The sequence below is a fragment of the Bombella intestini genome, from assembly GCF_002003665.1.
Lineage (GTDB): Bacteria > Pseudomonadota > Alphaproteobacteria > Acetobacterales > Acetobacteraceae > Bombella > Bombella intestini.
Map to the genome: position 1 here is coordinate 176,028 of NZ_JATM01000004.1, position 25,311 is coordinate 201,338.

General features: G+C 55.0%; 21 protein-coding genes. 7 read left to right on the forward strand and 14 right to left on the reverse strand.

The window, feature by feature from the left end:
- Window positions 1-14: 14 nt before the first annotated feature.
- On the reverse strand, window positions 15-1,913 hold the full coding sequence (locus AL01_RS07290) for a glycoside hydrolase family 32 protein (RefSeq protein ID WP_077396799.1): 1,899 nt from the start codon (window positions 1,911-1,913) through the stop codon (window positions 15-17).
- 260 nt (window positions 1,914-2,173) lie between these two features.
- Between AL01_RS07290 and AL01_RS07295 the strand changes: the two genes are divergently transcribed.
- A complete protein-coding gene (locus AL01_RS07295) occupies window positions 2,174-3,166 on the forward strand; it encodes a bile acid:sodium symporter family protein (RefSeq protein ID WP_077396800.1) in 993 nt (330 codons plus the stop codon).
- 94 nt (window positions 3,167-3,260) lie between these two features.
- On the forward strand, window positions 3,261-3,758 hold the full coding sequence (locus AL01_RS07300; RefSeq protein ID WP_143280731.1) for a DUF892 family protein: 498 nt from the start codon (window positions 3,261-3,263) through the stop codon (window positions 3,756-3,758).
- A 67-nt stretch (window positions 3,759-3,825) separates the two neighbouring features.
- On the opposite strand, the gene htpG is transcribed toward AL01_RS07300, so the two are convergent.
- The 6 genes from htpG to AL01_RS07330 form a co-directional block, all read right to left on the reverse strand.
- Window positions 3,826-5,700, reverse strand: coding sequence for a molecular chaperone HtpG (htpG, locus tag AL01_RS07305; RefSeq protein ID WP_077396984.1), 1,875 nt, complete (start codon window positions 5,698-5,700; stop codon window positions 3,826-3,828).
- Between the two features lie 172 nt (window positions 5,701-5,872).
- Complete coding sequence (locus tag AL01_RS07310) at window positions 5,873-6,670, reverse strand: SDR family NAD(P)-dependent oxidoreductase (protein WP_077396802.1); 798 nt, start codon at window positions 6,668-6,670, stop codon at window positions 5,873-5,875.
- Window positions 6,671-6,786: 116 nt separating this feature from the next.
- Window positions 6,787-8,541 (reverse strand): Hint domain-containing protein, encoded by a 1,755-nt coding sequence (locus tag AL01_RS07315; protein ID WP_077396803.1) that lies wholly within the window; start codon window positions 8,539-8,541, stop codon window positions 6,787-6,789.
- Between the two features lie 259 nt (window positions 8,542-8,800).
- A complete protein-coding gene (locus AL01_RS07320; protein ID WP_241502762.1) occupies window positions 8,801-9,646 on the reverse strand; it encodes a copper resistance protein B in 846 nt (281 codons plus the stop codon).
- A 140-nt stretch (window positions 9,647-9,786) separates the two neighbouring features.
- Window positions 9,787-11,487, reverse strand: a complete 1,701-nt coding sequence (locus AL01_RS07325; protein WP_077396805.1) for a copper resistance system multicopper oxidase — start codon at window positions 11,485-11,487, stop codon at window positions 9,787-9,789.
- Between the two features lie 68 nt (window positions 11,488-11,555).
- Window positions 11,556-11,933, reverse strand: coding sequence for a hypothetical protein (locus AL01_RS07330; protein WP_143280732.1), 378 nt, complete (start codon window positions 11,931-11,933; stop codon window positions 11,556-11,558).
- Window positions 11,934-12,032: 99 nt separating this feature from the next.
- On the opposite strand from AL01_RS07330, the gene AL01_RS07335 reads away from it, so the two are divergent.
- On the forward strand, window positions 12,033-12,242 hold the full coding sequence (locus AL01_RS07335; protein WP_077396809.1) for a heavy-metal-associated domain-containing protein: 210 nt from the start codon (window positions 12,033-12,035) through the stop codon (window positions 12,240-12,242).
- An 85-nt stretch (window positions 12,243-12,327) separates the two neighbouring features.
- Here AL01_RS07335 and AL01_RS07340 read toward each other — a convergent pair whose 3' ends face one another.
- Window positions 12,328-12,744 carry a hypothetical protein gene (locus AL01_RS07340; protein ID WP_077396811.1) on the reverse strand — a complete coding sequence of 139 codons (417 nt, stop codon included), beginning with the start codon at window positions 12,742-12,744 and terminating at the stop codon, window positions 12,328-12,330.
- 262 nt (window positions 12,745-13,006) lie between these two features.
- Here AL01_RS07340 and AL01_RS07345 point away from each other — a divergent pair, with 262 nt between their 5' ends.
- A complete protein-coding gene (locus AL01_RS07345; RefSeq protein ID WP_077396813.1) occupies window positions 13,007-13,417 on the forward strand; it encodes a hypothetical protein in 411 nt (136 codons plus the stop codon).
- A gap of 90 nt (window positions 13,418-13,507) precedes the next feature.
- Here the strand turns inward: AL01_RS07345 and AL01_RS07350 are convergent, their stop codons facing one another.
- Window positions 13,508-15,706, reverse strand: coding sequence for a peptidase domain-containing ABC transporter (locus AL01_RS07350; RefSeq protein ID WP_077396815.1), 2,199 nt, complete (start codon window positions 15,704-15,706; stop codon window positions 13,508-13,510).
- Window positions 15,703-17,109, reverse strand: a complete 1,407-nt coding sequence (locus AL01_RS07355; protein WP_077396817.1) for an HlyD family efflux transporter periplasmic adaptor subunit — start codon at window positions 17,107-17,109, stop codon at window positions 15,703-15,705. The genes AL01_RS07350 and AL01_RS07355 overlap by 4 nt, the downstream gene beginning before the upstream one ends.
- Window positions 17,110-17,238: 129 nt before the next feature.
- Between AL01_RS07355 and AL01_RS07360 the strand changes: the two genes are divergently transcribed.
- Both AL01_RS07360 and AL01_RS07365 read left to right on the forward strand, forming a co-directional pair.
- Window positions 17,239-18,657 (forward strand): TolC family outer membrane protein, encoded by a 1,419-nt coding sequence (locus tag AL01_RS07360; protein ID WP_077396819.1) that lies wholly within the window; start codon window positions 17,239-17,241, stop codon window positions 18,655-18,657.
- An 89-nt stretch (window positions 18,658-18,746) separates the two neighbouring features.
- Window positions 18,747-20,183, forward strand: coding sequence for an MATE family efflux transporter (locus AL01_RS07365; protein ID WP_077396821.1), 1,437 nt, complete (start codon window positions 18,747-18,749; stop codon window positions 20,181-20,183).
- Here the strand turns inward: AL01_RS07365 and AL01_RS07370 are convergent.
- Window positions 20,180-22,147, reverse strand: a complete 1,968-nt coding sequence (locus AL01_RS07370; protein ID WP_077396823.1) for a S9 family peptidase — start codon at window positions 22,145-22,147, stop codon at window positions 20,180-20,182. The two genes, AL01_RS07365 and AL01_RS07370, sit on opposite strands and share 4 nt — an antisense overlap.
- On the opposite strand from AL01_RS07370, the gene AL01_RS07375 reads away from it, so the two are divergent.
- Window positions 22,126-22,974, forward strand: coding sequence for a DedA family protein (locus AL01_RS07375; RefSeq protein WP_077396825.1), 849 nt, complete (start codon window positions 22,126-22,128; stop codon window positions 22,972-22,974). The genes AL01_RS07370 and AL01_RS07375 overlap by 22 nt on opposite strands.
- A 53-nt stretch (window positions 22,975-23,027) precedes the next feature.
- On the opposite strand, the gene hemJ is transcribed toward AL01_RS07375, so the two are convergent.
- From hemJ to hemE, 3 genes are all read right to left on the reverse strand, one after another.
- Entirely contained in the window at window positions 23,028-23,474 is a 447-nt protein-coding gene (hemJ, locus tag AL01_RS07380) for a protoporphyrinogen oxidase HemJ (RefSeq protein ID WP_077396827.1), read from the reverse strand.
- 81 nt (window positions 23,475-23,555) lie between these two features.
- Window positions 23,556-24,251, reverse strand: coding sequence for an HAD family hydrolase (locus AL01_RS07385; protein WP_077396829.1), 696 nt, complete (start codon window positions 24,249-24,251; stop codon window positions 23,556-23,558).
- Between the two features lie 2 nt (window positions 24,252-24,253).
- Window positions 24,254-25,291 carry a uroporphyrinogen decarboxylase gene (hemE, locus tag AL01_RS07390; protein WP_077396986.1) on the reverse strand — a complete coding sequence of 346 codons (1,038 nt, stop codon included), beginning with the start codon at window positions 25,289-25,291 and terminating at the stop codon, window positions 24,254-24,256.
- Between the last annotated feature and the right edge of the window lie 20 nt (window positions 25,292-25,311).

A 25,311-nucleotide genomic window follows, 5' to 3' on the forward strand; every position in this document is an offset into this window, starting at 1 on the left:
GGTTTGGGGGAACCTTACCCCTGTTCCATACGGTTCATCGTCTTCCGAAGTGGATAGAGGGCCACTTTATGGATCACCGCCGCAGCGTTAGTGACCTGAAGGCTCAGTGTCTCCAGCGGGCTAGCTGGGTAGATCAAAGCCGTGCCGACAGACATGCCCTCATTAGCGAAAACCTCCAATGTGCAGGCATCCAGCACGATCCTCAGCTTGAAGCGGCGGCTGCCCGGAATCAGAGCTGAGGAGAATGTCCCCGTAAAGAAGGGGTGGGTAAACCCGTGCAGATTGCTTCTATCCAGCCACAACTGGCAGGAGAAGCCATCAAAACCAATACTCAGGCTTTCCCCCTGACGGTTGGAAAACACCACCACAAAACGGCCTGCTCGGCCTTGATCCCCATCAGGCAGATTACTCGCCCGATCCTCCAGCGACACATCAAGTAGCAGCTCCACAGCATCCCCAGTTGGGAGAGATAGCTGACGGCTGCTTTGTGGCTCCAATCGAGACAGAGCAAACGGGATAGCGGGCTGCCGTAATGCTTCCAGCCCATAAGGGTTCTGGGCGATCCGCAGCCACCCTGCCGTATCCCGCCGCAGAACAACCTTACGAGGAATGGTCATAATGCCACGCCAGCTTTTATTAGGCAGCTCCTCACAATACTGCCAGTTATCCAGCCATGCGATATAGACCGTCTGATTCCCCGGCATGTTCTCATAGGTCTGAAGAGCGTAGCTGTCCTTGCCGAAGTCCGTCAGGTCCACAATCGTATCATCGGGGGTGAAACGCTCACCATCAAACTGCCCAACAAAATACTGCGTGATGCTGCCCCCCTGTGGACCACCGGGGTTGATGGACACAAACAACACCCAGCGTTTCTCGCCGGGGGCTTCGCCTTCTACCTCCACCTCGGCCAGAGCCGGACATTCGTAATCCACCCCTGTAATGCCGGACGGGCCAAAGTCACTCAGATGCATCCAGTGCTTCAGATCAAATGATCCATAAAAAGACACCTTATGCTCACGGGAGCGGACCACAACCATGACCCATTTTTCGGTTGGAGCATGCCAGATCACCTTAGGGTCACGGAAGGAATTATGCCCGATATCCAACACCGGGTTACCCTCATAGTCCTTCAACGTCTGCCCCCCATCGGGGCTCCATGCAATGTACTGCGTTTGCCGTTGCGGGGTTGCACGTGTGTAGATAGCCACAAGGCCACCAGCCATTGGCGGCAGGGCTGGGGCCATAGGAACGGGCGACATATCGCGTGATACGGGATTGTCACTCAGCTGGCTCAGAAGGTCCGTTTTCGTCTTTGTCTTATCCAGAAGGTCTTGCGCCTGCTTGCTGACCGAACGCCGGTCCTGCTCATCTTCTGGCAATGACGGGAAAAGCTGGGCTGCTTTCTGGGCCGCTGTTTCTACTGACCCGGGCTGAGGTTTATCTTGTGTACGAGGTGGGAACAGGCCAGAGCGGTTATCCCGGTCTAGCACGGCACAGCCACTATAGGCCTCTCCGGCTTCCGTTTCCCGAATCGCAATCGGAAGGTCCTGCCATGTGTAGAGGTCTGTACTAACAGCATGCCCCCAATGAACATGGCCAGCATAAGGCCCAAACGGGTTGTACTGATAGTAAAGATGGAAATAACGCCCATCAAAGATCAATCCGTTTGGATCGTTCATGAATCCTGTTGACGGAGAGAAATGAATATTCGGCCGGTATTGCTTGTCAGCCAATGTCTCATGCACAGGCTGGGGGGCGGCTGCGGCTGCGTTACCCGGCTCGGCATGAGCGTTGTTAGGCTGTGCAGGAGCAGCCTGTCCGCTACCATTACCTTCCGCTGCTTGAGCTCTACCCCCCCAAAGGGCACCTGCTGCCAGAAATGATCCCAGAACCATACGCCGATTGACGGTCATACCCTGACCCCCTCCCTAGGATTTAATGGAGATGACCCGCTCTCAGGTCCGCCGAAAAAATGCCCTTATCCGGTCCTGTTTTGCAAGTCATTTACCATTAAACATAAAACATGTTTTATGATGCGCTACGTTATTAGCCATGCTGTTTCACTCATTGGCAGCGTGGAGCTTCTGTTTTACCGTTCCCTCTGCACTGGCCACTAGGATTACAAGGTGGCCTTCCCGCTGCCACATCGCTCCAACCGCAGGGACCATCGCCCATGAAACGCCTCGACCCTTTCCTGATGTGCCTGATTGGTGCGGTTCTTCTGGCATCGTTTCTGCCCTGTCCGACGATCTGGCAGCCGTGGCTCTCCCGCCTGACATCCCTGCTTATCATGCTGATGTTCTTCTTTCAGGGGGCCAAACTACACCGCAGGGCTTTGCTCGACAGCGTGAAAAACTGGCGATTACAGGGTACCACACTGCTCATCACCTTTCTCGTGTTTCCCCTGTTAGGGATCGGGCTGTATGGCCTATCTCACCAGCTATCAGCTACCGGTTTCCTGGGGCCAGAACTCTGGGCGGGGATGCTCTTCCTCTGCTGCCTGCCTTCCACCATACAATCCTCCATCGCCCTGACCTCCATGGCTCGAGGCAACGTGCCAGCGGCTATCTGTGCAGCCACGGTGTCGAACATTCTGGGCATTTTCATTACCCCCCTCCTTTGTGGCCTGTTCTTCGACCATAGCAGCAGTGGCGGATCCGGCCTTCAGACCATCCTCAATGTCGCAGAAGAGCTGCTCCTACCCTTCATTCTGGGGCAGTGTATGCAACGTTGGGTGGGTCCCATCGTCCACCGTCATAAGTTCCTCATTTCCTGTAGTGACCGTGGCTCTATTATCGTGCTGGTCTATTCCGCTTTCAGTACGGCAGTATTGCAGGGCCTCTGGCATCGTATCCCCGTTATCTTGCTTGTCGGGGTGGGTGTTGCCGATGCCATAGTACTCGCCCTTGCACTGGGCATTACCTATCTGCTGGGCCGGATGATGCGGCAAAATATTGAAGACGACATCACATTGCAGTTCTGTGGTTCCAAAAAAGCCCTGACATCCGGCGTCACTATGGCCAGCGTCATTTTTCCCACCTCAGCTGGGATCATCGTTCTCCCACTGATGATCTATCACCAGCTTCAGCTTTTCGTCTGCACCGTCATTGCCCGCCATTATGCACGACGCCCCCAGTTGGACCATGAAGCTGGCCCGCCACAATAAAGCTATCATGTCGAAGGATCATTGCCTGCCTGTTTCACAAATGCCGCAAGCAGGCTAGGCTTACCTCTCTTGCTCGCCCGCCACGGAGACAGACGTGCCACGTCATCCCACTGAAACACCCTCTATACGCCTCACCTATCTGGAGCGTTTACACGCCCACTTGGTACTAACAGGCACATTGCGAGAGAGCCTACTAGAACTGCTCAGCCGCCCCGCCGCCCCGCCACCGCTCCAACACTGGATCACCACCATTCTGGACCAGAACCAGAAGCAGGAACGGCAGGTCGCCCATCTCCTCCGCACACACGGGGAAAAGCCCCGCAACGACTCAGACACCCTCTCCGGGCTACTGGACACGGTGGTGACCTGTTTTCCCTCGGGGGATGTTCCCGTCCACCTTCTGGGCGTGATGCTGGACATTGCCGGCTGCATCGCCCGGCTGCGCACATCCCTTGCCCTGCTCCTGCTGCTGGCTGAAAAACTCTCCCTAACGGAGGATGCCACCATCCTCACGGAACTGCGCCAGAACAGCCGGAATGCCTCCCGCAGCCTTAAAGAAGTCCTGCCTGCGCTGCTGACAGGCGAGCAATAAGACACAAAAAAGGGGCTGCACACTCATGTGCAACCCCTTCTTTATTCAACAGACGATCAGCCTGACCTTACTTCTCAACAGTCCCAGCAAGCAGACCTGCGAGCGTGCGGGCAAAGCCGCTGGGGTCTGGCAGAGCTTCGCCTTCCTGAACACGAGCAAGGTCCAGAAGGATGCGCGCATGTTCTGCGACGCTCTCGCCCTTCTCCACACGCTCAGCCAGCGCACGGATGAGCGGATGACGGGGATTAATCTCCAACACCGGCGGTAGAGCTGGCATTTCCTGCCCGGAACGGCGCATGAGACGCTGCATGGCCAGGTCCGGCCCGCCTTCGCTTGTCATCACCACAGCACTGCCTGTCAGGCGCACGGTGCTGCGGACATCCTTCACAGCATCGCCCAGAGCGTCCTTCAGGGCCGGAGACAGTTTTGCCACATCGGCGGCTTCACCTTCTTCCTCGGTCTCCAGAGCGAACTTTTCAAGATCACCATGAGCCTGCGCTACGGAACGGAAGGTCTTATCCTTGTAGGAGTGCAGACGATCCGGCCAGAAGCTATCCACGGCATCAGAAAGCAGCAAGACTTCCAGCCCACGAGCACGGAAACCTTCCAGCTGGGCAGATGCCTTGAGGGCATTCAGATTGTCTCCGACCAGATAATAGATGGTCTCCTGCTCTGGCTTCATGCGGCTGATGTAATCATCCAGCGTTGTCAGCTCATCATCACGAGTGGAGTGGAAGCGGGAGAACTCAGCAATTTCCTGCCGATGTTCGGAATCTTCCCAGAGACCTTCCTTGATGACGAGGCCGAAATTGTTCCAGAAGCCAGTAAAGGCCTCACCACCTTCCTGCGCCCGCTTCTTGATCTCGCTGATCACACGCTTTGTTACAGCCTTGCGGATGCGAGCCAGAACCGGCGTGGACTGGAGCATCTCACGGGAGACGTTCAACGGTAGATCATCCGTATCGACCACCCCCTGCACGAAACGCAGCCAATTCGGCACCAGATTGGCTTCATCGGTGATGAACATGCGCTTTACATGCAGGTGCAGGCGGCTTTCACGGCTGCTCTGCTCCATGAAGTCGAATGGACGAGCACCGGGGAGGAACAGCAGCGAGGCAAATTCAACCGTACCTTCGGCCTTCCAATGCAGTGTGGCGTATGGTTCATCAAACGCACGAGCTACATGACGGTAGAACTCGGTATATTCCTCAGATGTGATCTCGGATTTCGGACGTAGCCAGAGGGCCTTGCCCTCATTGATGGTTTCTTCCTTTTCCTTGCCGTCTTCGTCCGGCTCATGCAGCACGACCGGCCATGCAATATGGTCAGCCCATTTGCGGATGATGCTACGCAGACGCCACGGATCAATGAATTCCTCGGCATCATCCTTCATATGCAGGACGATGTCCGTACCCGGACGGTCACGCTCGGCGGGGCCGAGGCTGTAAGAACCTTTACCTTCGGAGACCCAGCGAGCAGCGACATCCTCACCAGCACGGCGGGACACGACATCGACCTTATCCGCCACCATGAAAGCAGAATAGAAACCCACACCAAACTGACCGATCAGGTTCGGGCGTTCTTCCGGCTTGGCGTTGCTCAGCTTCTCACCGAAAGCCTTAGTACCGGACCGAGCGATTGTGCCGAGATTCTGGGTCAGCTCATCCGGGCTCATGCCTAGCCCATCATCAGAAAGCGTGATCGTCTTGGCATCTTTATCGGTTGAGATATGAATAGACGGCGTCTCTGGCAAGGAGAGGGCCGAATTGGTCAATGCTTCGAAGCGGCGTTTGTCTATAGCATCGGCCGCATTAGCGACCAGCTCACGCAGAAAGATTTCTCGGTCGGAATAAAGAGAATGGACAACCAGATCAAGCAGCTGCCCGACCTCGGCGCTGAAACTATGCTGCTTCATCTCTGCTGCGTTCTTGCCATCACTCATGATGCGTCGCTCTCCTCCAAAATGGCAGGCTCCATAGGCTTCATCTTCTGCGGCCATCCTGCCCCGCCGCCATAAGATGGTGCAGATATGGGAGAGGCCCTTCCCGCTTTCAAGCTGTTAACAGAGCGGGAAGGAGCTGTTCATTAGTCCTCATGCAACCACAAGAACGACCTCAGACGAGACCGAGAGATGTTCCTTCATCCACCACGATGGCCGACCCATGCAGGGCCACAGCCCCCGGGCCAGCAAGAAACTGCACCACAGCGGCAATATCTTCCGGCGTAGAGAAGCTCCGCTTACTAGGGTTAGCGTCTGCCACGGCCTTCAGGACATCAGCCTTCGTGGGGTCGTTAATCAACGCATCATGCATGGAGGTCTTTACCCGGCCCGGCTCCACGGCATTGATGTTAATGCCCAACGGCCCGAGTTCGAGAGCAAGACTGCGAACCAGAGCCGTAGCAGCCGCCTTGCTGGCAGCATAGCCCGCATACCCGGCAAAACCGTAAAACCCACAGATGGAGGAAATCGCTACAATCTTCCCTCCCGGCACATCACCGTCCTTACGCCGGATGAAAGGTAGGGCCGCCTGCACAACGTGCCACATGCCGTTAACATTGATGGTCATCATTTTATCGAACGCATCAGGCGTTTCATCCGTAATGGGCGTTCCAAAAAATACGCCTGCGGAATGAACTAGAACATCCAGCGTTCCGACTTTGTCACCAATGCTCTTCATCACCGTTTTTACGGCGGCAAAATCCGTGATGTTCACACCATAGGCACAAACCTGCACATCATGTCCTGCTTCCCGGCCTGCTGCCTCTACAGTCTGGACAATTTTTGTATAATCACGCTCCGGGCTACTACCTAGAAGGATAAGATTATCCCCTGCCCGTGCAAATGTCTCTGCAATTGCCAGCCCAATGCCGGAGGTACCACCCGTTACCAATACGGTTCTGCCCTGTGCCATGCCCGCTATTTTCCTTCCATATCGTCATGCCATGACCTGAATGGCCATAGCTCCAGATATGGTCAGGCGGGCACGACTTGTCCACCATGCCCGCCCCGGAACAAGTCGTCCGGCTTTTAGAACGTACTACCGCCTAGCCTTACGCCCTCTCCAGTGGTTAAATCGACTTCGCAGAGATAAGGACCAGCAGCCAGCAGCTCGATGGACAAGAAAAGCGGTTGAGCTGTTTTCTCTGCCCTGTCAGACAGAACAAGACGGGCCTCGCCCTTAGTCCAACGGCAAGGAGAGGCTTCCTGCACATCCCACCCGTCCCGTTGGGGAGCGGAGAGAAAGCCTGTCACTTCTTCCCGCATGCCATCTTCCCAAAAGAGTTGTACTCGACTAACCAGCACACCCAGCCAGCGTCTATCATCCACAAAAGGACCGATCACATCACAGGGGCGACTGATGCGGGAGATAAGCCTGACTTCATCGCATGGCTCTATCAGACGGAACAGATACCGCTTCCCAGCCTTGCGAACCAAAGGCAAAGCATGACCCGATGGAGCCAATACGGTCAGATCGGGATCGGTAACTAAGTCTCTCGCTTCATTTGTTCCTGATGTGAAACGTTCCTGAATCGTACGATAAACAGGCTCCACAAAAGCCCGCTGAACACCTAGCGGTGCCGCTGCATCTTTCTCCCAGCAACGGCTAATACTTTCAGACCACTGACCTGCCTGAAAAATAAAACCATGACGATTGCCGGTTTCTAGGTAACTTTCTGTCAAAGCACCATCAACCTCGACAATAGCGTGAGGCTCGACCTCAAAATGCCAATAGTCATATTCCGTAAGGCTTCGATCATAGAAAATGGAAGAACCATTGACCAACATCCGTACCGGTATGAAATGACCATCTAGCAAAAGACAATGCTCTGCCGTAACGAACATATCCTTCTGCGGCACATTATCCGCCAGTGCATTCCGCCGGATACATACAGGCCAGCCAGCCTCATCATCGGGTAATTCAGGCCGAACAGAAACATGCCCCTGCCCAACCCATGTAACCCGCCGAAGCCCCTGTGACCGCCCCTCAGCCGTAAAGACCTGCACGGAATCCCCTACAGCTAACGTCTCCACGGCTACAGTTCCCGTATCCGTGCGGACCATACTACCGGGCAGATAACAGGTTATGACACCACCTCTTCCATCATCATGACCATTATTTCTGGTAAAATTATAGCCATAGCCCGTGATGTTCCCCAGAAAATCCCGCTTAGCCGTACCGTTAACTCGTAGATTAAACGGATCACCTTGCAGCGTTGTTGTCCGCCCGAGGCTCAAAAAACCCAGAGCATCAATCCCATCGCCAATTTTTGTCCGGTCTGTACTAGGGTCGTAAACAGCCCCAACAGACTGCGTATTCGGAAAGTCCATGACAAAATTCGAAGGGATTTGTGTTGTTGGCCTACCGAGGCTATCCACAAAATTAACTGGGACATCAAGCCGGACACCAAACCCCTGCATTTCTATCCGCAGCTCACCAGCATTAGGCCCCACCGTAATAGAGGACACTGCAGATGCGCTCAACAAACTGGAACGAATAACAAGGCGGCCCCCATCCAGCGTAAGCGAATTGCCTAGCCCTAGATTGACGAACCCCCCACCTACATAAGCTGTTGCGCCCCCCTGCACAGTGATGGAACAGTCACCACGCACCTGCCCTAAGAGAGAAGACAGGTCCACCTGAACAGGATCACCCGGTGAGGTATCCCGCGTGCGGGTCACAACGATGGATGAAAGCCCCCCAAAATCCAAAAGACTGGGGATTGATCCACTACCGTAGATAGTGGCTTTGCCAGCTTCCACCCTGATTAATGCCATGGCCATGTATTATATGCCCCGTTAGCCATTATGAAACGGGGAATGACTTAGGTCATTTTATTTAAAGTAAAATTAAAATACCCTTTTTAAAAAGCAATTTACGCGTTTAAAAAAGATAAACATGAAGTATAAACCAAAATTATGCCAATATTGTCTATATTTCTACACAATATACCAATTTTTGACATAGTTACACTCCTCATCATGCCCCACCTTTCAGGAAAATTATTTCACCATACTCAGTGGAGCACATCAGCCAATGGCGTTAGAACCAGCTACGGATACCAAAGGTGAAACGGGCCTCACTTGCCGTCTCACCCCGTTTCCGCGCCATATGCCGCCCTTGCGTAAGGGGAGAATCATATGTCACGGCAACATAAGGAGCCATTTTACGCCAAACCTCATACCGCAGACGCAACCCGGTATCGATATCCGCCAACCCTGACCCAATCTGCCGCCTTGGGTCAGCACGACTATAAAGATTCAACTCCACTTGCGGTTGAAGAATTAGCCTATTGGTCAACAGAATATCGTAAGAACCCTCAAACCGAGCCGCTACACCACGATCACTGAAATAACCGGTCGCCTGCACCTCGAACTGGTACAGGGCCAACCCCTCCACACCAAAAGCACCCCAGGCACGGGTCCGACGACTATCCAAATCCAACCGGACACCACCCTGCAGGTTAAAGTAAGTGGAGATCGCCCGACTATAGAGCAGTTCCTGATCCCCATCATGAACTTTCCCTTTTGTCATGGTGCCTTCGCTCTTCAGCCAGAGACGGTTATAATCTCCACCATACCAAGCCTCACCATCCCAGCGGAGTGATGACTTCCCACCAGCCTGATACCGCCCCTCAAACTCATCCAGCACACCATGAAACCAGCGGCCCATATCCATTGCATGCATGTGGTGTCCAATATCCACTACAGGGGCAGGCGCATCCACGGCTTTATGAACGATGCGGGGCTTTTTCTCCGATAGCGGCTTTCCGCTTGTCTGTACCTTCGATGTGGCAAGGTGGGAGGAAGCCTTCATACCCGGCATGTCCATGCCCTCCATGTCGGACATGTCCATATCGCCCATATCGGACATATTCATTCCGGACATGTTATTATCATCTTGCCCAGCAGGTGCAGAAGTTCTCCCATTATCAGGGGCAGAATGGGTCATAATCATCCCATCCATTGCCTGCGCTGACGTGGCCAGAAGACACCCCATGACTATCAAGGGCAACGATTTCCCTGTTTTCATGAGATTACCACCTCCCGGAACATACCCGTTTGCATATGGTACATGAGGTGGCAGTGATATGCCCATGTGCCCGGCGCATCTGCCGTTACCAGCACACTCATGCGTGAACCGGGCTGCGAAATGACGGTATGTTTTAGAGGTCGATGCTGGTCATCCGCCCCATTTTCTAACTCACTCCAGAGACCATGAAGATGAAGGGGATGTTCCATCATCGTATCATTGATGACCATAAAACGAACTCGCTCACCACGGGCCAGATGAATCGGTCCGGATTCGGAATATTTACGGCCGTTGAACCCCCATATATATCGCTCCATGTTTCCCGTGAGATGTAGGATGATCTCCCGTGACGGCGGGCGTTGATCCGGTGGTGGCCGCAAGGCAACAAGATCACTATAGGCCAGCACACGGCGACTTATGCCTTCCAGCCCATCCCCCGGACTGCTGACACGCTCGATTGGGTTGGCAGCCACATTTTGGTTTTCCACATTCAAGGGCGGAGGACCGGGATCATCAATCTCATCGGCCGGTGTCCGTTGTATGACGGGCGGCATGGCCATGCCCTTCATACCCTTCATAGGCATGGCCATGCCCATATCCACCATGCCCCGCACGGGTCGGGGGTCCATCGGTGGCACGTCTCCCAGCAGGCCATATCGTGGCGTCAACGTGCCACGGGCATAGCCTGTTCGGTCCTCACTTTGGGCGAAGATCGTATAAGGCTGTACCTTCTGTGGTTTCACCATTACGACATAAGTCTCGCCCGGACCGATACGAAACTCATCAACCGGCACGGGAACAACGGGATTCCCGTCTGCTTCCACCACCTGCATCTCCAGCCCCGGGATGCGAACATCAAACAGCGTCATAGCCGCCGCATTGATGACGTGCAGGCAGACCTGCTCACCAGGCTGAAACAGCCCGCTCCATCCAGCTGATGGGGCCTCACCATTCATGAGATATGTATATAAGACCCCACTGACATCAGAGATATCTGTGGCACTCATCCGCATGTGGGACCACTGCAAACGGCTCTTCAACGCCGCACCCAGGCCGCCAGCACGGCGGCTTTCCTCTGGCAAAGACGCAAGACTACGCTGCCGGAAATTGTAATAATCGTCCTGCATCTTGAGGTTATCGACAATCTGCTCTGCCGACACGTCCGACCAGTCCGACAGCAGAATCATATGATTCCGATCAGCCTTTGGCAGCAGGGCTGGCCCCGCAGGCTCGACTACCAAAGCCCCATAAAGGCCCGCTGATTCCTGATGGCCCATATGGCTATGATACCAGTATGTGCCACTCTGGAGGACCGGAAAGGAATAAGTAAACTTTCCACCAGCAGGAATCCCCGCAAAACTTAGCCCCGGCACACCATCCTGATCACTTGGTAAACGGATACCGTGCCAGTGCAGAGATGTTGGTTCATCCATGTGATTATGAACATGAATACGAACCTCCCGCCCTTCCTGCCAACGCAGAACAGGGCCGGGCATTTGACCATTAATGCAATATCCCTCGCCAGAATGACCCGCAATACGGACCTTCCGACGGGTAATATGTAAGTCCATCTCCAATGGAGGAAGCGGTTTGGTCACAGGAAGTTCGGCCCGGCCTGTCCCTGACAGAGCCATGAAAGAACCCGCTGCCCCCAGACCAGCCAAAAACTGGCGGCGCAGCATAGAATGATGCGACATAATAAATTAACTACCTGAAAGACGTAACACGAACAGCCAGCCCCTACAGGGCCGACAGACAAGGCAAGTCAGACAGACAGTGCGGCAGGTGGACGCCAAGGAAGTGCCCTAAAGGACCACAAAGGCCGTTGCGCTTCATAAAACGGGAAAGCCGCTTCCGACATCCGCACGGGGGCCAGCGTCTGCTTTTCTGGCAAAAGCCCAGCCTCGCAAACCGCATGATGGCTCTGACAGCATGGGGCCATACTATCTTCCATAGCCATTCGGGATGATGACGTATCTTCCATCATTGTGTCCGGCATCCCCACCACAGATTGCAGGTGGGTCATAGAGGATGGCATGTCCACTCCACCAGCCATAGCCATAGGCATGACAAACAGCGGCAGCTGCATCATCAGACACAGCACTACCCCCATCATCATACGAAAGAGCCATCTAACTGGCATGATACGCCTTTTCTCCTCCTGCGATCCTCACCAGATTAAGGAGGTTCCTCCCTTTTGGGAAGGCAATTCCTAACACCCCTTATCGCAAGCGAGATTTTCATGAGCCACTCCCTGACCCTGCCCATCACCGGCCTGAAATGCGATGGCTGCATCCGCTCCCTGACCCGTGCCCTTGAAGCCTCCCCGGCCATCGAGACAGCCACTGTCACGCTCGACCCGCCACAGGCACACATCATTTTCGCTGGCCCCGCCCTCTCTAAGGAAGACTGTGCGCTCCTTATTCAGAGGGCCGGTTTCGAGACGGCCTAAAGAAAAAACCACCGGGGTCCATGGCCCCCGGTGGTTCTTCAATATCCATGTTACCACCCCAAACGGGCGGCCATGTCATGGCGGATTAGAAAAGTCCGCCACCCTTGGGCAGCAGGCTGCCTGTCAGGAAGGACTGCACCGCACCATCACGGTAGCCCTGTGTCCCAACATAACCACCGGACAGACCCAGCATTGCGCCCGTCAAGCCGCCAAACGTCAGTCCCAGAATCACGCCGACGGCCTCAGCAATCACACCAACACCGATGACACCGCCTGTACCGTTGGCACCACCGTTAGCACCACCCGTGAGGCCACCAACGGCCGCACCGACAACACCATCCACGATGCCGCCGACGAGGCTATCTGCCAAACCAAGCGAAGCACGCACAGGGAAAAGGCCAGTGCTGCTATTGCTGCTTCCTGAAGAACCCGTCCCGTCACGGTAGCCGAAAAGACCAGCACCAGATACCGCACCAAGCTCGTTAAAAGAAAGTTCACGCATTTCTAGAACCTTTCAATAAACTCACACTCAATTGCGAGTGGGAGCAGTATGCATTAAAAAATGGAAATATGTTTTCATTATGTCGCTGTTATTTTTGATTTTTTACCATATTTTTTATGGTTTATTACCTACGCACTCCTATTTTGTACTTTTCCTTATTTTTAAATCTACCTTCTCTGTTTTTTAACATTAATTCCTTAGAGTCCCGCATCGGTGACAGTCATAGAGGCTGCCCAACCCTCTGTAGTTTAAGGTACAAAACATGCGTGAACTTAGCGTTGTAGAACTGGATGCCGTTTCTGGTGCTGGTTTTCTGGGCGACCTATTCGGTCTTGGCGGTTCCTCCAACCGTGCTCAGGGTACCGGGACCGGGGTATCTAACGGCTTGGCAGACTCCATCCTCGGCGCTATCGCCGGTGCTTCCATCGGTGCAAACAGCGGTATGATTATCGGCGGCATACACGGCGGTGACGGCGGTGGCGTCCTCGGTATTGGTTCCATTGGTCAGGCTGTTGGTCTGATCGTGCCGACCATCATGGGTGCCATCAACGGTTGTATTCTGGGTGCTATCTACGGCTTTAGCAACGGCCAGACATGGATCAACCAGCTGATCCAGGGTACGGCTAACGGCACAATCGGTCAGGGACCGAATGCTGCTGCTATTCGTATCTAAAACCAGCCTTCACCCTAAATCTCTTTAAAAAATCCCCGCCTGTTTTTCGGACAGGCGGGGATTTTTTTTCCCAAAATAGATGTCCCACTATCAAGCGGGACTAGGGCTGGCAGCTCCCGCCACAGGTGAGGCCGGGGCATCCCCTCCCTGCGACAGATTAGCCATCATCTCGGCTGAAACACCCATAACAAATATCCCATCCGCTCTTTCCGCCGTACCGGGACGATGGGTTACAACTACTCGGGTAATGGGCAGCTCATTCAACACCGCCTCCACAGCCTGTTCAGAAGCAGGATCAAGATTGCTCGTTGCTTCATCAAGGAACAGAATACGGGGAGCCTGATACAGCGCCCGAGCGAGAATCAAGCGTTGCCTCTGCCCACCGGACAGCGTGCTCCCCATCTCACCGACAATCGTTTCCAAGCCCATCGGCATACGTTGAATATCTTCATGAATCTGTGCATTTCTTGCACATTCTGCCACCCATTCTAGGTCCATCTCATCATCAAAGCCTGAAATATTCTCGGCAATGCTGCCAGAAAAGAGAATATCATCCTGAAGAACACCAGCAATCCGGGCACGATAAGCCTCCCTGTTGGCGGCTTTCAGTTCCATACCTTTCCAGAATATCTGGCCCTCTTCAGGTTGGATAAGCCCCATCAACAACCCCAGCAAAGTGGATTTGCCACAGCCTGAAGGCCCAACAATCGCCAGACTTTTTCCCGGATAAACCTTTAGATTCAGGTGACGGAACACCCATGTGTCTTCCTTACCGTAACGATAGCCGAGATTACGACATTCCAGCATCGGAACATCCGGATTCTCCATTCCATCGTCATCGACAAACCCAGCAGTATCGCTCACAGGGCTATCTGCCTCGCTCCCTTCTGCCTCGGCCAACGCAATATCAGACAGACGGTCACACTGAACCTTCAAATTTTTGATCTTAAAAGCAACGCCGATCAAACTACCAACACGACCACAGAACTGGTCACGATAGCTCATAAAAGCCATCAACATACCAATGGACATACCACCGGACATCACCATCCGTGCCCCCAGAACAAGCGTTGCCACTTTATCCAGAGCGATCAGAATTTCCTGTGCTCGCGCGAAGATGAGATCATAACGCTGAATACGCAGCCCCGCATTGATATTGTCGATCATCCGGTTAGTCCAGACGACTGTCCGACGCCGCTGGAGGCCCATCAACTTGATGCTGCGGATACCACGCAATGTCTCGATAAAATGCCCCTGCTGCGCTGCTGAATGAACAAGAGTTTCTTCGCTCATCTCCTTATAAGGGCCGTACTGGATGAAGCGCACAACTAGATCCACTAACACAGTGATCGCCACAAGGGCCGCCATCCATTTGCCGTATATGATGATCATGACCAACATACCGATGGCCATGATTCCATCTAGAACACTCTGCACTAGGTCTGTCGTAAAAGTATGCTGAATGGCCCCGAGGCTGCCAAAGCGGGATATAATGTCCCCCGCCCCACGCTTGGCAAAGAAATCCTGCGGGAGGCTGAGCAAATGAGTGAACAGGCTGACATTCCATTGCAGCGAGATACGGGTAGAGAAAATCATCACCAACCATGTGCGGAAGGTAGAGATTACACCCTGTATGACCACAAGAATGAGCATTCCGGCCGCAATGGTCCAAAGGAGAGACTTGTCGCCTGTTGTCAGCACCTCATCAACGACCACCTGCCCTAGCATGGGGTTGATGAGAGCCAGAGCCTCCAACCCCAGAGATAACCCGCCCAAGGTCCACAGGACCGTTTTTAGCCCCACGATATGGCGGAACATGTCCCGCACCTTCAGCAAGGAGCGGTCATCTTTTTTCTCGAATTTAGTTTCCGGCGTCAGCTCCAGTGCCACGCCAGTAAAGTGACGGGACACCTCCTCCAAGGCAACTTTCCGCTCTCCTCGAGCCGGATCGTTGATGACAATGCCGGAGTCCGTAACCTTCGTCAGCACAACAAAATGGTTAAAGTCCCAGTGCAGGACGCAGGGGCGGGAAAGTTTGCTGAGGTCATCCAGCTCCAGCCGGACAGGGCGGCAATGCAACCCATAGCGGCTGGCAATTTTCATCAAGGCCCGCAAATTAAGCCCCGTGCCAGACACCGATGTCTCTCGCCTTATGGAGACAAGATCTACCAGACGCCCGTAATGGCACAGCACCATAGCCAGACAGGCCAGTCCGCACTCTGCAATTTCTGTCTGTAGGATAACGGGAACCTTACGCCGAAAACCGGTATGGATAGTATGAAGATTCACGGCGTCCCCTCTGTCTGATGATTATGTCTGGAAGGTACGGAAGATGGGGTAGTTTCTGGCCGGGAGACCCTGTCCGCCAGAGAGGCAGCAGGAGCAGCACTGCCAGATATGGATCGGACCGTGTCCACCATGGACACCACAGGGTCCAGCAGCCACTGATAGAGTTTGCGCTGGTCGATGGCGATTTCCGCATCCACAGCCATACCAGGGGTCAGCTTTTCATGCTGACCATAAGCAATGATGAAATCCTGATCCGGCCGAACACGGATACGATACACATCTGCACCGGGCTGCGGCGCAGACGCACTGCCACCCTGCTGGCCCGTTCTAGCCGCGTAATTGCTCCGCTCTGGCAAAGGCGCCTTGGTGACCTCCACCACTTCCCCCTCGTAGAGACCGAAACGCTGGTAAGGATAAGCGGCATATTTCAGCAGCACATGTTGCCCGGGTCGGACGAAGCCAATGGCCTGACTGTTCACATACAATTCCGCTTGCAGCTTGGCCTTGTCTGGCAGGATGCTCAGCAAGGACTGCCCGGGATTAACCCGCTGCCCCACGACTGTGCGGATGCCATCCACCGTCCCACTAACACGGGCGTTGACAACCCCCATGCTCTGGCCATGTGCCTGAATGATCTGCCTCTGAACATCGGAAAGACGAACGGCAAGATCGTTCATGTCTTCAGCAACCTTATACTGGTGCCGATTGATCCTATACTGGAGGTCAGCCATATGGCTGTTCATTTCGACAAGTGTCCGCAAAGTCTGAGACTGCGTATCCATAAACTGGACATAGCTGAAAAGCTGACTTTGGAACTGGCTTTCCGTCACGAGATGACGATCCATAGCCGTCCGCATCTCGTTCATGGCCCTTTCAATCAGGGGCAGGGACTTCTTGTCCCGCCCTGACTGCTCCTGCAACATACCATATTGCTGATGCAAAAAATTAAGCTCATCCTTAAGAGAGGACAGCTCTACTGGAGCATCAGAAGCTAGAAGTTTCTGCCGGCTTTCCAAAAGGTTCTGTTCTCGCCGCAACCCATCAATAAGCTGACGCCCAGTCGCCCCGGATTCCGACCAACTGGAAACATCCACGCTGAAGAGCCGCTCCCCCGTTGTCACATGATCACCCTCATGGACATGGATTGTGGCAATAACACCGCCTTGATCCGCCTCCGCAACGACTAGCCCTTCTGGCGGCAACATGACCCCATTGGCATGAATACGCCGCGTATAGGACCCAAAAGCAACGTAAACCCCCAGACAGACGACAAGTGCCACAGTACAGAGCGCTGCGATCTTCCCCGAGAGGGGTTCGATCAACTGGACGGAGCCGATCCACGCCTCCTGCCGCCATTTCAGGGCCTCTCCCCTAAAAAGCGGGCTTGCTGAATCTTCAGCCATACACCACACAAACAGTTAAAAGAAAAAGTAAATGAATATTAACGGTTATCATGCATAATATTATATCCACACACAAAACAAGCAAGTCACTAAATGACTAATGCTTTCTTTACTTGAGGTTAATATTTTATGTATCTTTTCTTTTGCTTGCCAGAGAAAAGACACGCCACTCTCCTAATAGCGTTCATCAGCTTATTCTCACCGCTACCCACTCTGGCAGCAACGGACCCAGCCCCTGTCACGCATCTTTCCCTGCCAGAAGCCATGGCTATCGCCTATCGCTCCAACCCAGAAATACTCCGCGAGCGGGCCATATTGAGACAGACAGATGAATCCATGCCGGAGGCTCTGTCTGGCTGGCGACCAACGGTGACAGGCAGTGCAACGGCTAACTATAATGAATCCAACTACGTCACGTTCCCGTATGGGGGGAGCTTTCGCTACAATCAGAAATTCCGGGCACCAGGCTATGCAGCGGGTGTAACCATCAGCGAGCCTCTCTTCCGTGGGGGCAAAACGTGGGCTTCCATGCGCAAGGCTCGCAGCTCCATCCTTGGGGAGCGGGCCCACCTCGTGGATATTGAACAGCAGCTCTTCATCAATGTTGTTTCGGCCTATGTAGCGGTCACACAGGCCCGTGCCCTGCTGGCCTTAACACTGGAAAATGAACATACCCTGAAGGGTCAGGTCGAACTGACAACCCGACAACTTGCCCTGAATCAGGCTACCCGTACCGATGCCCTTCAAGCGGAATCGCAATATGAGGCGGCACAAGCCTCCACACGTCAGGCAGAAGGGCAAGTTCGTGTTGCGGAGGCGACCTTTCAACGAGTCATAGGAATTGTTACGCCAGAAAAACTTTCTCCAGCAGAACAGCTTCCTTCTCCTTTTGTTTCAGAAGCGCAAATAAATCAGCTAACCATCAATGACCTACCACAGGTCATGCAAGCTCAATATCAGCTTGAATCAGCAAAGCATGACGTTAAGCTAGCCATCGCCGAGCTACTCCCAGAGGTTTCCGCTCAAGCCTCCTACCAACGGCAGGTGAATCAAGGGAACGGTAAATTCTCCGAAGACGCCACAGCCGTCATGCTTCAAGCCTCCCTGCCGCTCTATCAGGGTGGTGGTGAGTATGCCCGCATCCGGGCGGCCAAACAGGCGGTTGACGCTGCTCTCCATAATCTAGCCGAACAGCGTCGTGAAGCTCGGGAAACAGCCCTGAGTGCGTGGCAGAAACTTACTGCCGATAGCGACCAGCTTGCACGGAACCAAAAAGCTGTCGCTACTGGTGTGGAGGCCCTCCACGCCATTCAGCAACAGGAACTTCTAGGCGTTCGTACCACCTTTGAGGTTCTCCAGCAGCAGGAACTACTCTTTGATCAACAGAAGACGCTCGTCCAGAACGCTACCAACCTGATTCAGGATTCCTACCGGCTGGCCGCAGCAACCGGCCACCTAACAGCCAAAGAACTCAAACTGCATGTAGCCCTCTATGACCCTCACGCCCATTATCATCAGGTAAAATGGAAACTCATCGGGATGGAGTAAAACGCTTCCCGCCTAAACATACCTGACACGCTACAGACCTCTCATTCTGCTCTGGTCCTGTTCCAGTAAACAGGGCAGAATGAAACACCATGCAGCCTAAGTCCGACCCTACCCTCGCCTCGGTTTCCGCTCCTCTTACACCATCTGGTGTAAAGGATACGCCCTGCGCCCGGCAGAAGGCCCGGCGGGCAAGGTTCGTCCAAGGCAACATCATGCGCCATGTTATCACCATGGCCGGGACGGGTGCCATCGGGCTGATGGCGGTCTTTTTCGTAGACCTGCTCAATTTCTTCTACATCTCCCACCTACATGACCCCACACTAACGGCAGCCATCGCCTTCGCTACCTCTCTGGGGTTCGTACAGGTGGCCGTGTCCCTCGGCATGTCCATCGGGCTTGGTGCCAATACGGGACGCCTCATTGGTGCCTGCCGCCACTTCCGTGCACGACGCCATGCTTCGGCGTTTCTTGTCCTCATGCTGGCTGTCACGACCACTCTTGGCCTTATCACGGCCTGTCTGGCGCACCCGCTTCTACAATTGCTCGGGGCACGAGGAGCGGCGCTAGACCATGCCACGCACTTCCTCTACATCACCTCACCCGCTCTGCCACTGGTCTGCTTGGGCATGGCCCTGTCCTCACTCCTGCGCGCTGTGGGGGATGCAGGCCGTGCCATGAGGGTGACGCTAACGGGGGCTGCCTGCACGATCATCGTAGACCCCATACTAATCTTTGGCCTGCATCTGGGGCTAGAGGGAGCAGCTATCAGTACCGTGCTTTCACGCTGCGTCATTTCCCTGAGCGGATTTCTCAACCTCCGGGGGCATGACATGCTGGAACGCCCCCGCCTAAAAATGATTCCCCACGCTAGCCGGTCCATCGGTGCCATTGCCCTACCTGCAATTGGCACAAACATGGCCACACCCATCGGCAATCTCATCGTCACGCATGCCATGTCCCGCTTCGGGCTTGAGGCCGTATCCGGGCAGGCGGTGATAGACCGCATGGTGCCTGTCGCCTTCGCCTTCGTCTTTGCCCTAACGGGCTCCGTTGGCCCTATCATGGCGCAGAATCTGGGTGCCCGTCAGCCTGACCGCGTTAGGGAAACCTTCCTCTCAGCCCTTAAGCTAACAGCCCTCTGTGTTGGGCTGGATTGGCTGACCTTCGCCCTATGCGAACCGCTGATCCTCCATGTATTCCATGTTCAGGGAGCGGGGATAGAGCTGGTGCGGCTCTTCTGCCACTGGGCCGTGGCCAGCTACATGTTTGTTGGGCTGCTCTTTGTCTCCAATACAGCCTTCAACAATCTGGGGCACCCGCTCTATTCCACTGCCTTCAACTGGGGACGGGCCACATTAGGCACGATCCCCTTCATCGCCGTTGGCGTCCATTATGGCCCCCAAGGGGTGATGATCGGTCAGGCTCTGGGCGTCACGCTCATCGGCTCTCTAGCCCTTATTGCCGCCCTTACCGTCATTCACCGCCTCAGCCAGACTCTCCCTCACCGGAAGGACAGAATGCACTAGCCATTCTTTCCACCGGCAAACACTGCCCGATAGAAAGCTAGCTCCCGAGCAAGGGAGTCTGCAATCACATCGGCATCCCGGAAGCCATGCCCCTCTCCCGGATAAACATGCAAGGACGATGCCAGAAGCTGCTTTTGTAAAGCCTGCCCCTGAGAGAGCGGCACGACACGGTCGGCATCCCCATGTAGGAACAACACGGGTGCCGTGATCTTCTCCGGCCATGAAAGCGGCGAGCGGGCTAAATAGACCTCTTCTTCCTCCGGCCACGGCGCCACAAGGCCATCCAAATAGCGGGCTTCGAAACGGTGCGTTTCCTCAGCGAGCCCCCGCAGGTCTGTAACGCCATAGAGGGATGTCCCCGCCACAAACAGGTCAGACTGCGCCAAAGCGGAGAGGACCGTCAGCCCCCCAGCACTGCTACCACGGATGACACAGCGTTGTGGGTCCACCAGCCCTTGCTCAATCACACCTTGAACGGCCCGGCAGCAGTCCTGCACATCCAGTACTCCCCAGCGTCCATCCAGTGCAGCACGATACGCCCGACCAAAGCCAGTGGAGCCACGATAATTGACATCCAACACAGCAAAGCCCCGTGATGTCCACCACTGGACCTTGAAGGACAGGTCTGTCCGGGCCTGCCCAGTCGGGCCGCCATGAACGATCACAACAAGCGGCGGCTTCCCCGCTACAGCCTCACAATGCGGCCCCTGTGCTGGGCGATAGAACTGGGCATAAAGCGGCCCCAGCCCATCTTCCACGGGGAAAGATAGCGTTTCTGGCAAAGCAATATCCGCCGCCACAACATCGGATGGCAGCTCCCATGCCTGACGAACAATCTCCCGTTCCTGAGCGGCACCATCCAGCGTACCAATCAGCAGGGCAGGGGGTGCATCGGGGGGGCTATTCAACCAAGCAAACCGTTCCCCATCACCCAAGGGGACAGGGACATCATCCGGTACAGCACCAGCCAACACATTCTGCCAACCGGATTCCGGTTCATAAAGCAGGGTCACCGGCACGCCATGCCGTACGGCACGGGCCAAAAGCCGCCCGCCTGGTAGAGCCGCACAACAACTCTGCCCGAACACCCAAGCCGGAAGCCCCACCTCAGCCGGGGCCGGGGGTAGAGAGCAGGCATACCATGCTACGGTATCAGATTCCGCCAATTTTTCAGGCTCAAAAGCAACTGGCGTCCAATGTCGATCATAGCCGGAAGGGGCATCAACCGGAGCAGCATCAGACAGCGCATAAAGACGCGACCCATCCCAGAAAGGCCCCATCACGCTACAATCCTGCCCCGTCCCGCCGGCAAGGCAAAGCGTCCCACCTGCGCCGGAAAGGTCCGTCACATAAAGGCCCGTTTCCGTCCACGGCATATGAGGATTCTGCCATGCAATGAAGGTTAGAAACCGGCCATCAGGCGAAAGACGGGGAGACATGTAAAAATCCGCTCCACTCTGGAGGGAGCGGATCATCCCCTCTGCGTCAATTTCCACAAGGTCTGCCCGTTCTTCACCTGTGGCTGTTTCTACTTCCCGGACGCAAACAAGCCGACCATCACGCAAGGAGAGGTCGGCGTAGCGATACGTCACACCCTCCGGCCCTGTGGCGGGACAAAGGGGGAGGGCGGTACGACCATTGAAACTGCGCCAAAGGCCCCCTTTTCTACTATCACTAAATACCACAACCATATCCGGCCCGTGACATTCAGCAGCCCATGCCCCGCCACCATAAACATGCATGTCCGTGCCCACCTGGGCCTCTGATGGTGTGAGGTCATGCAGGGTGCCGTCAGGTGCTCGCCCGACTACAACACTTCTTCCCTGTTCATCAGGGCGTCGCTCCTGCCAGAGAACCCAGCCCTCCACGGCTCGTATTTCCGCAAAGCTGCGTGTCCGGCGTGTCATAAGGTCTGGTGTGACCCAGGGCAGGGAGGGAAGGGATGAGGACGGGGGTGACATCATGGTGTCTCTCCTGCAAAAACGCTCTTGCCTTATTTCGAACTGCCCCGGTATCCTGCAAGCAAGAAAAACTGGCAGGGCAGTCCGCCATCTGGACCGATTCTTCCGGCTGGGCTGGCTGGTGCAACCGCGTGCCCCTTTACCTAGAGGAAGCCTCCCCCCTGATACAGCATCTCTCTGCTTTTCTCGAACATCTCCCCCCGCTCTATGCGTATTTAACACTGGGAGTCATTATCCTTCTGGAGAGCACAGGCATCCCTCTGCCTGCCGAGAGCCTGCTTATCTTCGCTTCGCTTTATGCCTCCCATACGCACCATTTCACCCCAGAAGGGTTGATCATCTCGGCTATAAGCGGCGCTATCATTGGGGATAATATCGGCTATATCATTGGCTATCAGGTCGGGTATCGCCTGCTGGAAAAGCACGGACACAAGGTCGGCCTACATAATGACCGCCTCATTCTTGGCCGCTATCTCTTTCGCCGCTTCGGAGGGGTTGGTGTGCTGCTAGGCCGTTTTATTGCTTTCTTGCGCATCCTAATCGCCATTCTCGCCGGGGCCTCCCGGATGCCGTGGCCGACTTTTACACTCTATAACGCCCTCGGGGGGGTACTCTGGGGGGCGTGCTATGTACTCATTCCCTATGAGCTTGGCAGCCAGATTGACAGCTTCACCGGCCCTGTCGGCATTGGGCTTGCCACCGTTATGCTGACACTTCTGGTCGGTTCTTTCCTTTTCCTCCGCCACCATGAGCATACACTCGTCAAAAAAGCATTAGCTGACGAGGAGCAGCGGGCAGCCAGAAAGAAGAAACACCGTCATTTTCACTAATCAGAGGCTCAGACTTTACACCGCAACGTGGAAGGGAGGGGAAATACCCTCCCTTATGGCCGTACCACAATCATAATGACGATGAGGACCATCAGGACAGTCGGCACCTCATTGGCGATCCGGTAGAAACGTTCGCTATGCCGGTTCCGCCCGGCGGCAAAGTCACGACGCCATACGGCGCAGGCCCCGTGGAACATAAACAAGCCCAGAAGACAAACAACCTTTACCCACCACCAGCCAGAAGACCAGCTCACAACACCGGGTAGAGAGGCCATCAAGGCCCCTGTAAAGAACGTCACAATCATGGCTGGAGCCATGATCTGCCGCTGCAGGCGGCGTTCCATCAAGCTGAAACGGGCACTCTCCTCGGAGCCTGCCTTGATCTGCGTGTGATAAACAAACAGACGGGGCAAGTAGAACATCCCGGCCATCCATGACACAAACGCCATGATGTGTAACGACACAAACCAGCTAAGATGGTCTAGCAGAAACAATACCATAATCCAGTTATCTCCCGTACGTTCCGACCCAGCCGTCAGCTCCGAGCATCAACGCCTTCTATAGCCATCTTACGACTACCCCTACTTGAAAGCCGGGGCCAAAGCAGCCTCCAGCAAAGGCATAACCTCATCCAGATGCTCTACCCGCACAAATCCTTCTACCGGCCAAAAAGCAGGCAGAGGATGAGAGGCTGGCCGTAGCAAAATACAGGACATGCCTGCCCGCCGGGCTGCATCGGCCCCAGTATCACTATCCTCAACCACCACAGTTTCCTCTGGCCTGACACCTTCCACCTCGGCACCATGCAGATAGACGGCCGGGTCTGGCTTGGGTGTCCCCATATCCGCTGCGGAATGGATGCGCTCTTCTGGCAGAAGACGGTTCATCCCGGTGAAACCAAATTTTGCATCCATCTCTGCCATGGATGAATTAGACCCAACACGAACAGGAACATGCCGTGCCGCCAGAGCCTCCAGCAGAGGAATGGCCCCTTCCACCGGCTCGACACCTTCCTGCATAAGCCTGACGAGATTGTCCCGCATTTTCGTATTCGTACCGGGGGGCAGGGGATGGCCCAGCTCGACCTCCAGCTCCTTCACCACATTCGGTAGGGCTTTACCCGAAAAACGGGCCATCCCCTCCTCATCAGAAATGTTCAAGCCCAGCGACCGGGCAAAACCCGCCGTTGCTCGGCAGGATGGCCCTTCGCTGTCGATCAGCACACCATCACAGTCGAAGATGACCAGCTTCAGTCCCGGTCGCAGTGCATCTTTCATGATTATACGTCCCTGATCGTCTCAACCAGCGTGGCCACATGTTCCGGAGGCGTGGTTTTAATGACCCCATGCCCCAGATTGAACACATGTGGCCGCCCTTTAAGGCTATCCCGAATGCGGCGAGCTTCTGTCTTCAAGGCCTCACCGCCATTCAGCAGGATCATCGGATCAAGATTACCCTGAAGGGTCACCGTCTCGGGCACCATTTCAGCCACCTTAGCCATATCCGCTACCGTATCGAGGGCTAGGGCGTTGATGCCAGTCTTCTCAGCATATTCCGCTACCATGACGCCGCCCAGACGGGGGAAACCGATCAACGGCACATCTGGGTGGCGGGCACGAATATGGGCAACGATCTGCCGGGTCGGCTCAATAACATAACGGCGGAAGGCCTCCGGCGGGAGGATGCCACCCCATGAATCAAACAGCATGACGGCCTCTGCCCCAGCCTCAATCTGCCCACACAGCATTTCAGCCGTGTTGCGGATCAGAATATCCATCAACTTATCAAACAGGGCTGGGTCATTTTGCATCATCGCCCGGATATGGGCGAAATCACGAGAGCTACCCCCCTCGACCATGTAGCACGCCACAGTAAAGGGGCTACCAGCGAAGCCTAGCAAGGTTGTTTCTGCTGGCAGTTCCACCCGCAACCGGCGCAGGGCCTCCCGCACGGGGGCCACAGCTTCCATCATCCGCCCTTCATTCAACCGGGCAAGGTCTGCCTCGCTGCGAATGGGGGTCATCACAGGGCCGCGCCCTTCCTCAAAGCGCAGGTCCTGGCCCATAGCCCATGGCAGAATGAGAATATCCGAGAACAAAATCGCCCCATCCATGCCATAGCGGCGGATGGGCTGTAAGGTCAGTTCCACAGCGATATCGGGGGTCATACAGCGTGTGATGAAATCCGCCTGCTCCCGCATAGCCCGGAACTCTGGCAGATAACGCCCCGCTTGCCGCATAAGCCAAACAGGCGGCGGCCAGACAGCCTCACCCTTCAAAGCCCGCAGAAGCGGCTTGTTCTGTGTCTCCCCCCCCATAGGGGCGGCTCTGTCCTGTT

Bases quoted from the DNA above. Each gene is read 5' to 3' on its own strand.
- AL01_RS07345 (WP_077396813.1), top strand. From the start codon at position 13,007: ATGCGTGAACTTAGCGTTGTAGAACTGGATGCCGTTTCTGGTGCTGGT.
- AL01_RS07385 (WP_077396829.1), bottom strand. From the start codon at position 24,251: ATGAAAGATGCACTGCGACCGGGACTGAAGCTGGTCATCTTCGACTGT.
- AL01_RS07295 (WP_077396800.1), top strand. From the start codon at position 2,174: ATGAAACGCCTCGACCCTTTCCTGATGTGCCTGATTGGTGCGGTTCTT.
- AL01_RS07325 (WP_077396805.1), bottom strand. From the start codon at position 11,487: ATGTCGCATCATTCTATGCTGCGCCGCCAGTTTTTGGCTGGTCTGGGG.
- hemJ (WP_077396827.1), bottom strand. From the start codon at position 23,474: ATGGTATTGTTTCTGCTAGACCATCTTAGCTGGTTTGTGTCGTTACAC.
- AL01_RS07315 (WP_077396803.1), bottom strand. From the start codon at position 8,541: ATGGCCATGGCATTAATCAGGGTGGAAGCTGGCAAAGCCACTATCTAC.
- AL01_RS07335 (WP_077396809.1), top strand. From the start codon at position 12,033: ATGAGCCACTCCCTGACCCTGCCCATCACCGGCCTGAAATGCGATGGC.
- AL01_RS07310 (WP_077396802.1), bottom strand. From the start codon at position 6,670: ATGGCACAGGGCAGAACCGTATTGGTAACGGGTGGTACCTCCGGCATT.
- hemE (WP_077396986.1), bottom strand. From the start codon at position 25,291: ATGGGGGGGGAGACACAGAACAAGCCGCTTCTGCGGGCTTTGAAGGGT.
- AL01_RS07360 (WP_077396819.1), top strand. From the start codon at position 17,239: ATGTATCTTTTCTTTTGCTTGCCAGAGAAAAGACACGCCACTCTCCTA.
- AL01_RS07370 (WP_077396823.1), bottom strand. From the start codon at position 22,147: ATGATGTCACCCCCGTCCTCATCCCTTCCCTCCCTGCCCTGGGTCACA.
- htpG (WP_077396984.1), bottom strand. From the start codon at position 5,700: ATGAGTGATGGCAAGAACGCAGCAGAGATGAAGCAGCATAGTTTCAGC.
- AL01_RS07375 (WP_077396825.1), top strand. From the start codon at position 22,126: ATGAGGACGGGGGTGACATCATGGTGTCTCTCCTGCAAAAACGCTCTT.
- AL01_RS07330 (WP_143280732.1), bottom strand. From the start codon at position 11,933: ATGCCAGTTAGATGGCTCTTTCGTATGATGATGGGGGTAGTGCTGTGT.
- AL01_RS07365 (WP_077396821.1), top strand. From the start codon at position 18,747: ATGCAGCCTAAGTCCGACCCTACCCTCGCCTCGGTTTCCGCTCCTCTT.
- AL01_RS07340 (WP_077396811.1), bottom strand. From the start codon at position 12,744: ATGCGTGAACTTTCTTTTAACGAGCTTGGTGCGGTATCTGGTGCTGGT.
- AL01_RS07290 (WP_077396799.1), bottom strand. From the start codon at position 1,913: ATGACCGTCAATCGGCGTATGGTTCTGGGATCATTTCTGGCAGCAGGT.
- AL01_RS07355 (WP_077396817.1), bottom strand. From the start codon at position 17,109: ATGGCTGAAGATTCAGCAAGCCCGCTTTTTAGGGGAGAGGCCCTGAAA.
- AL01_RS07320 (WP_241502762.1), bottom strand. From the start codon at position 9,646: ATGTCCGGAATGAATATGTCCGATATGGGCGATATGGACATGTCCGAC.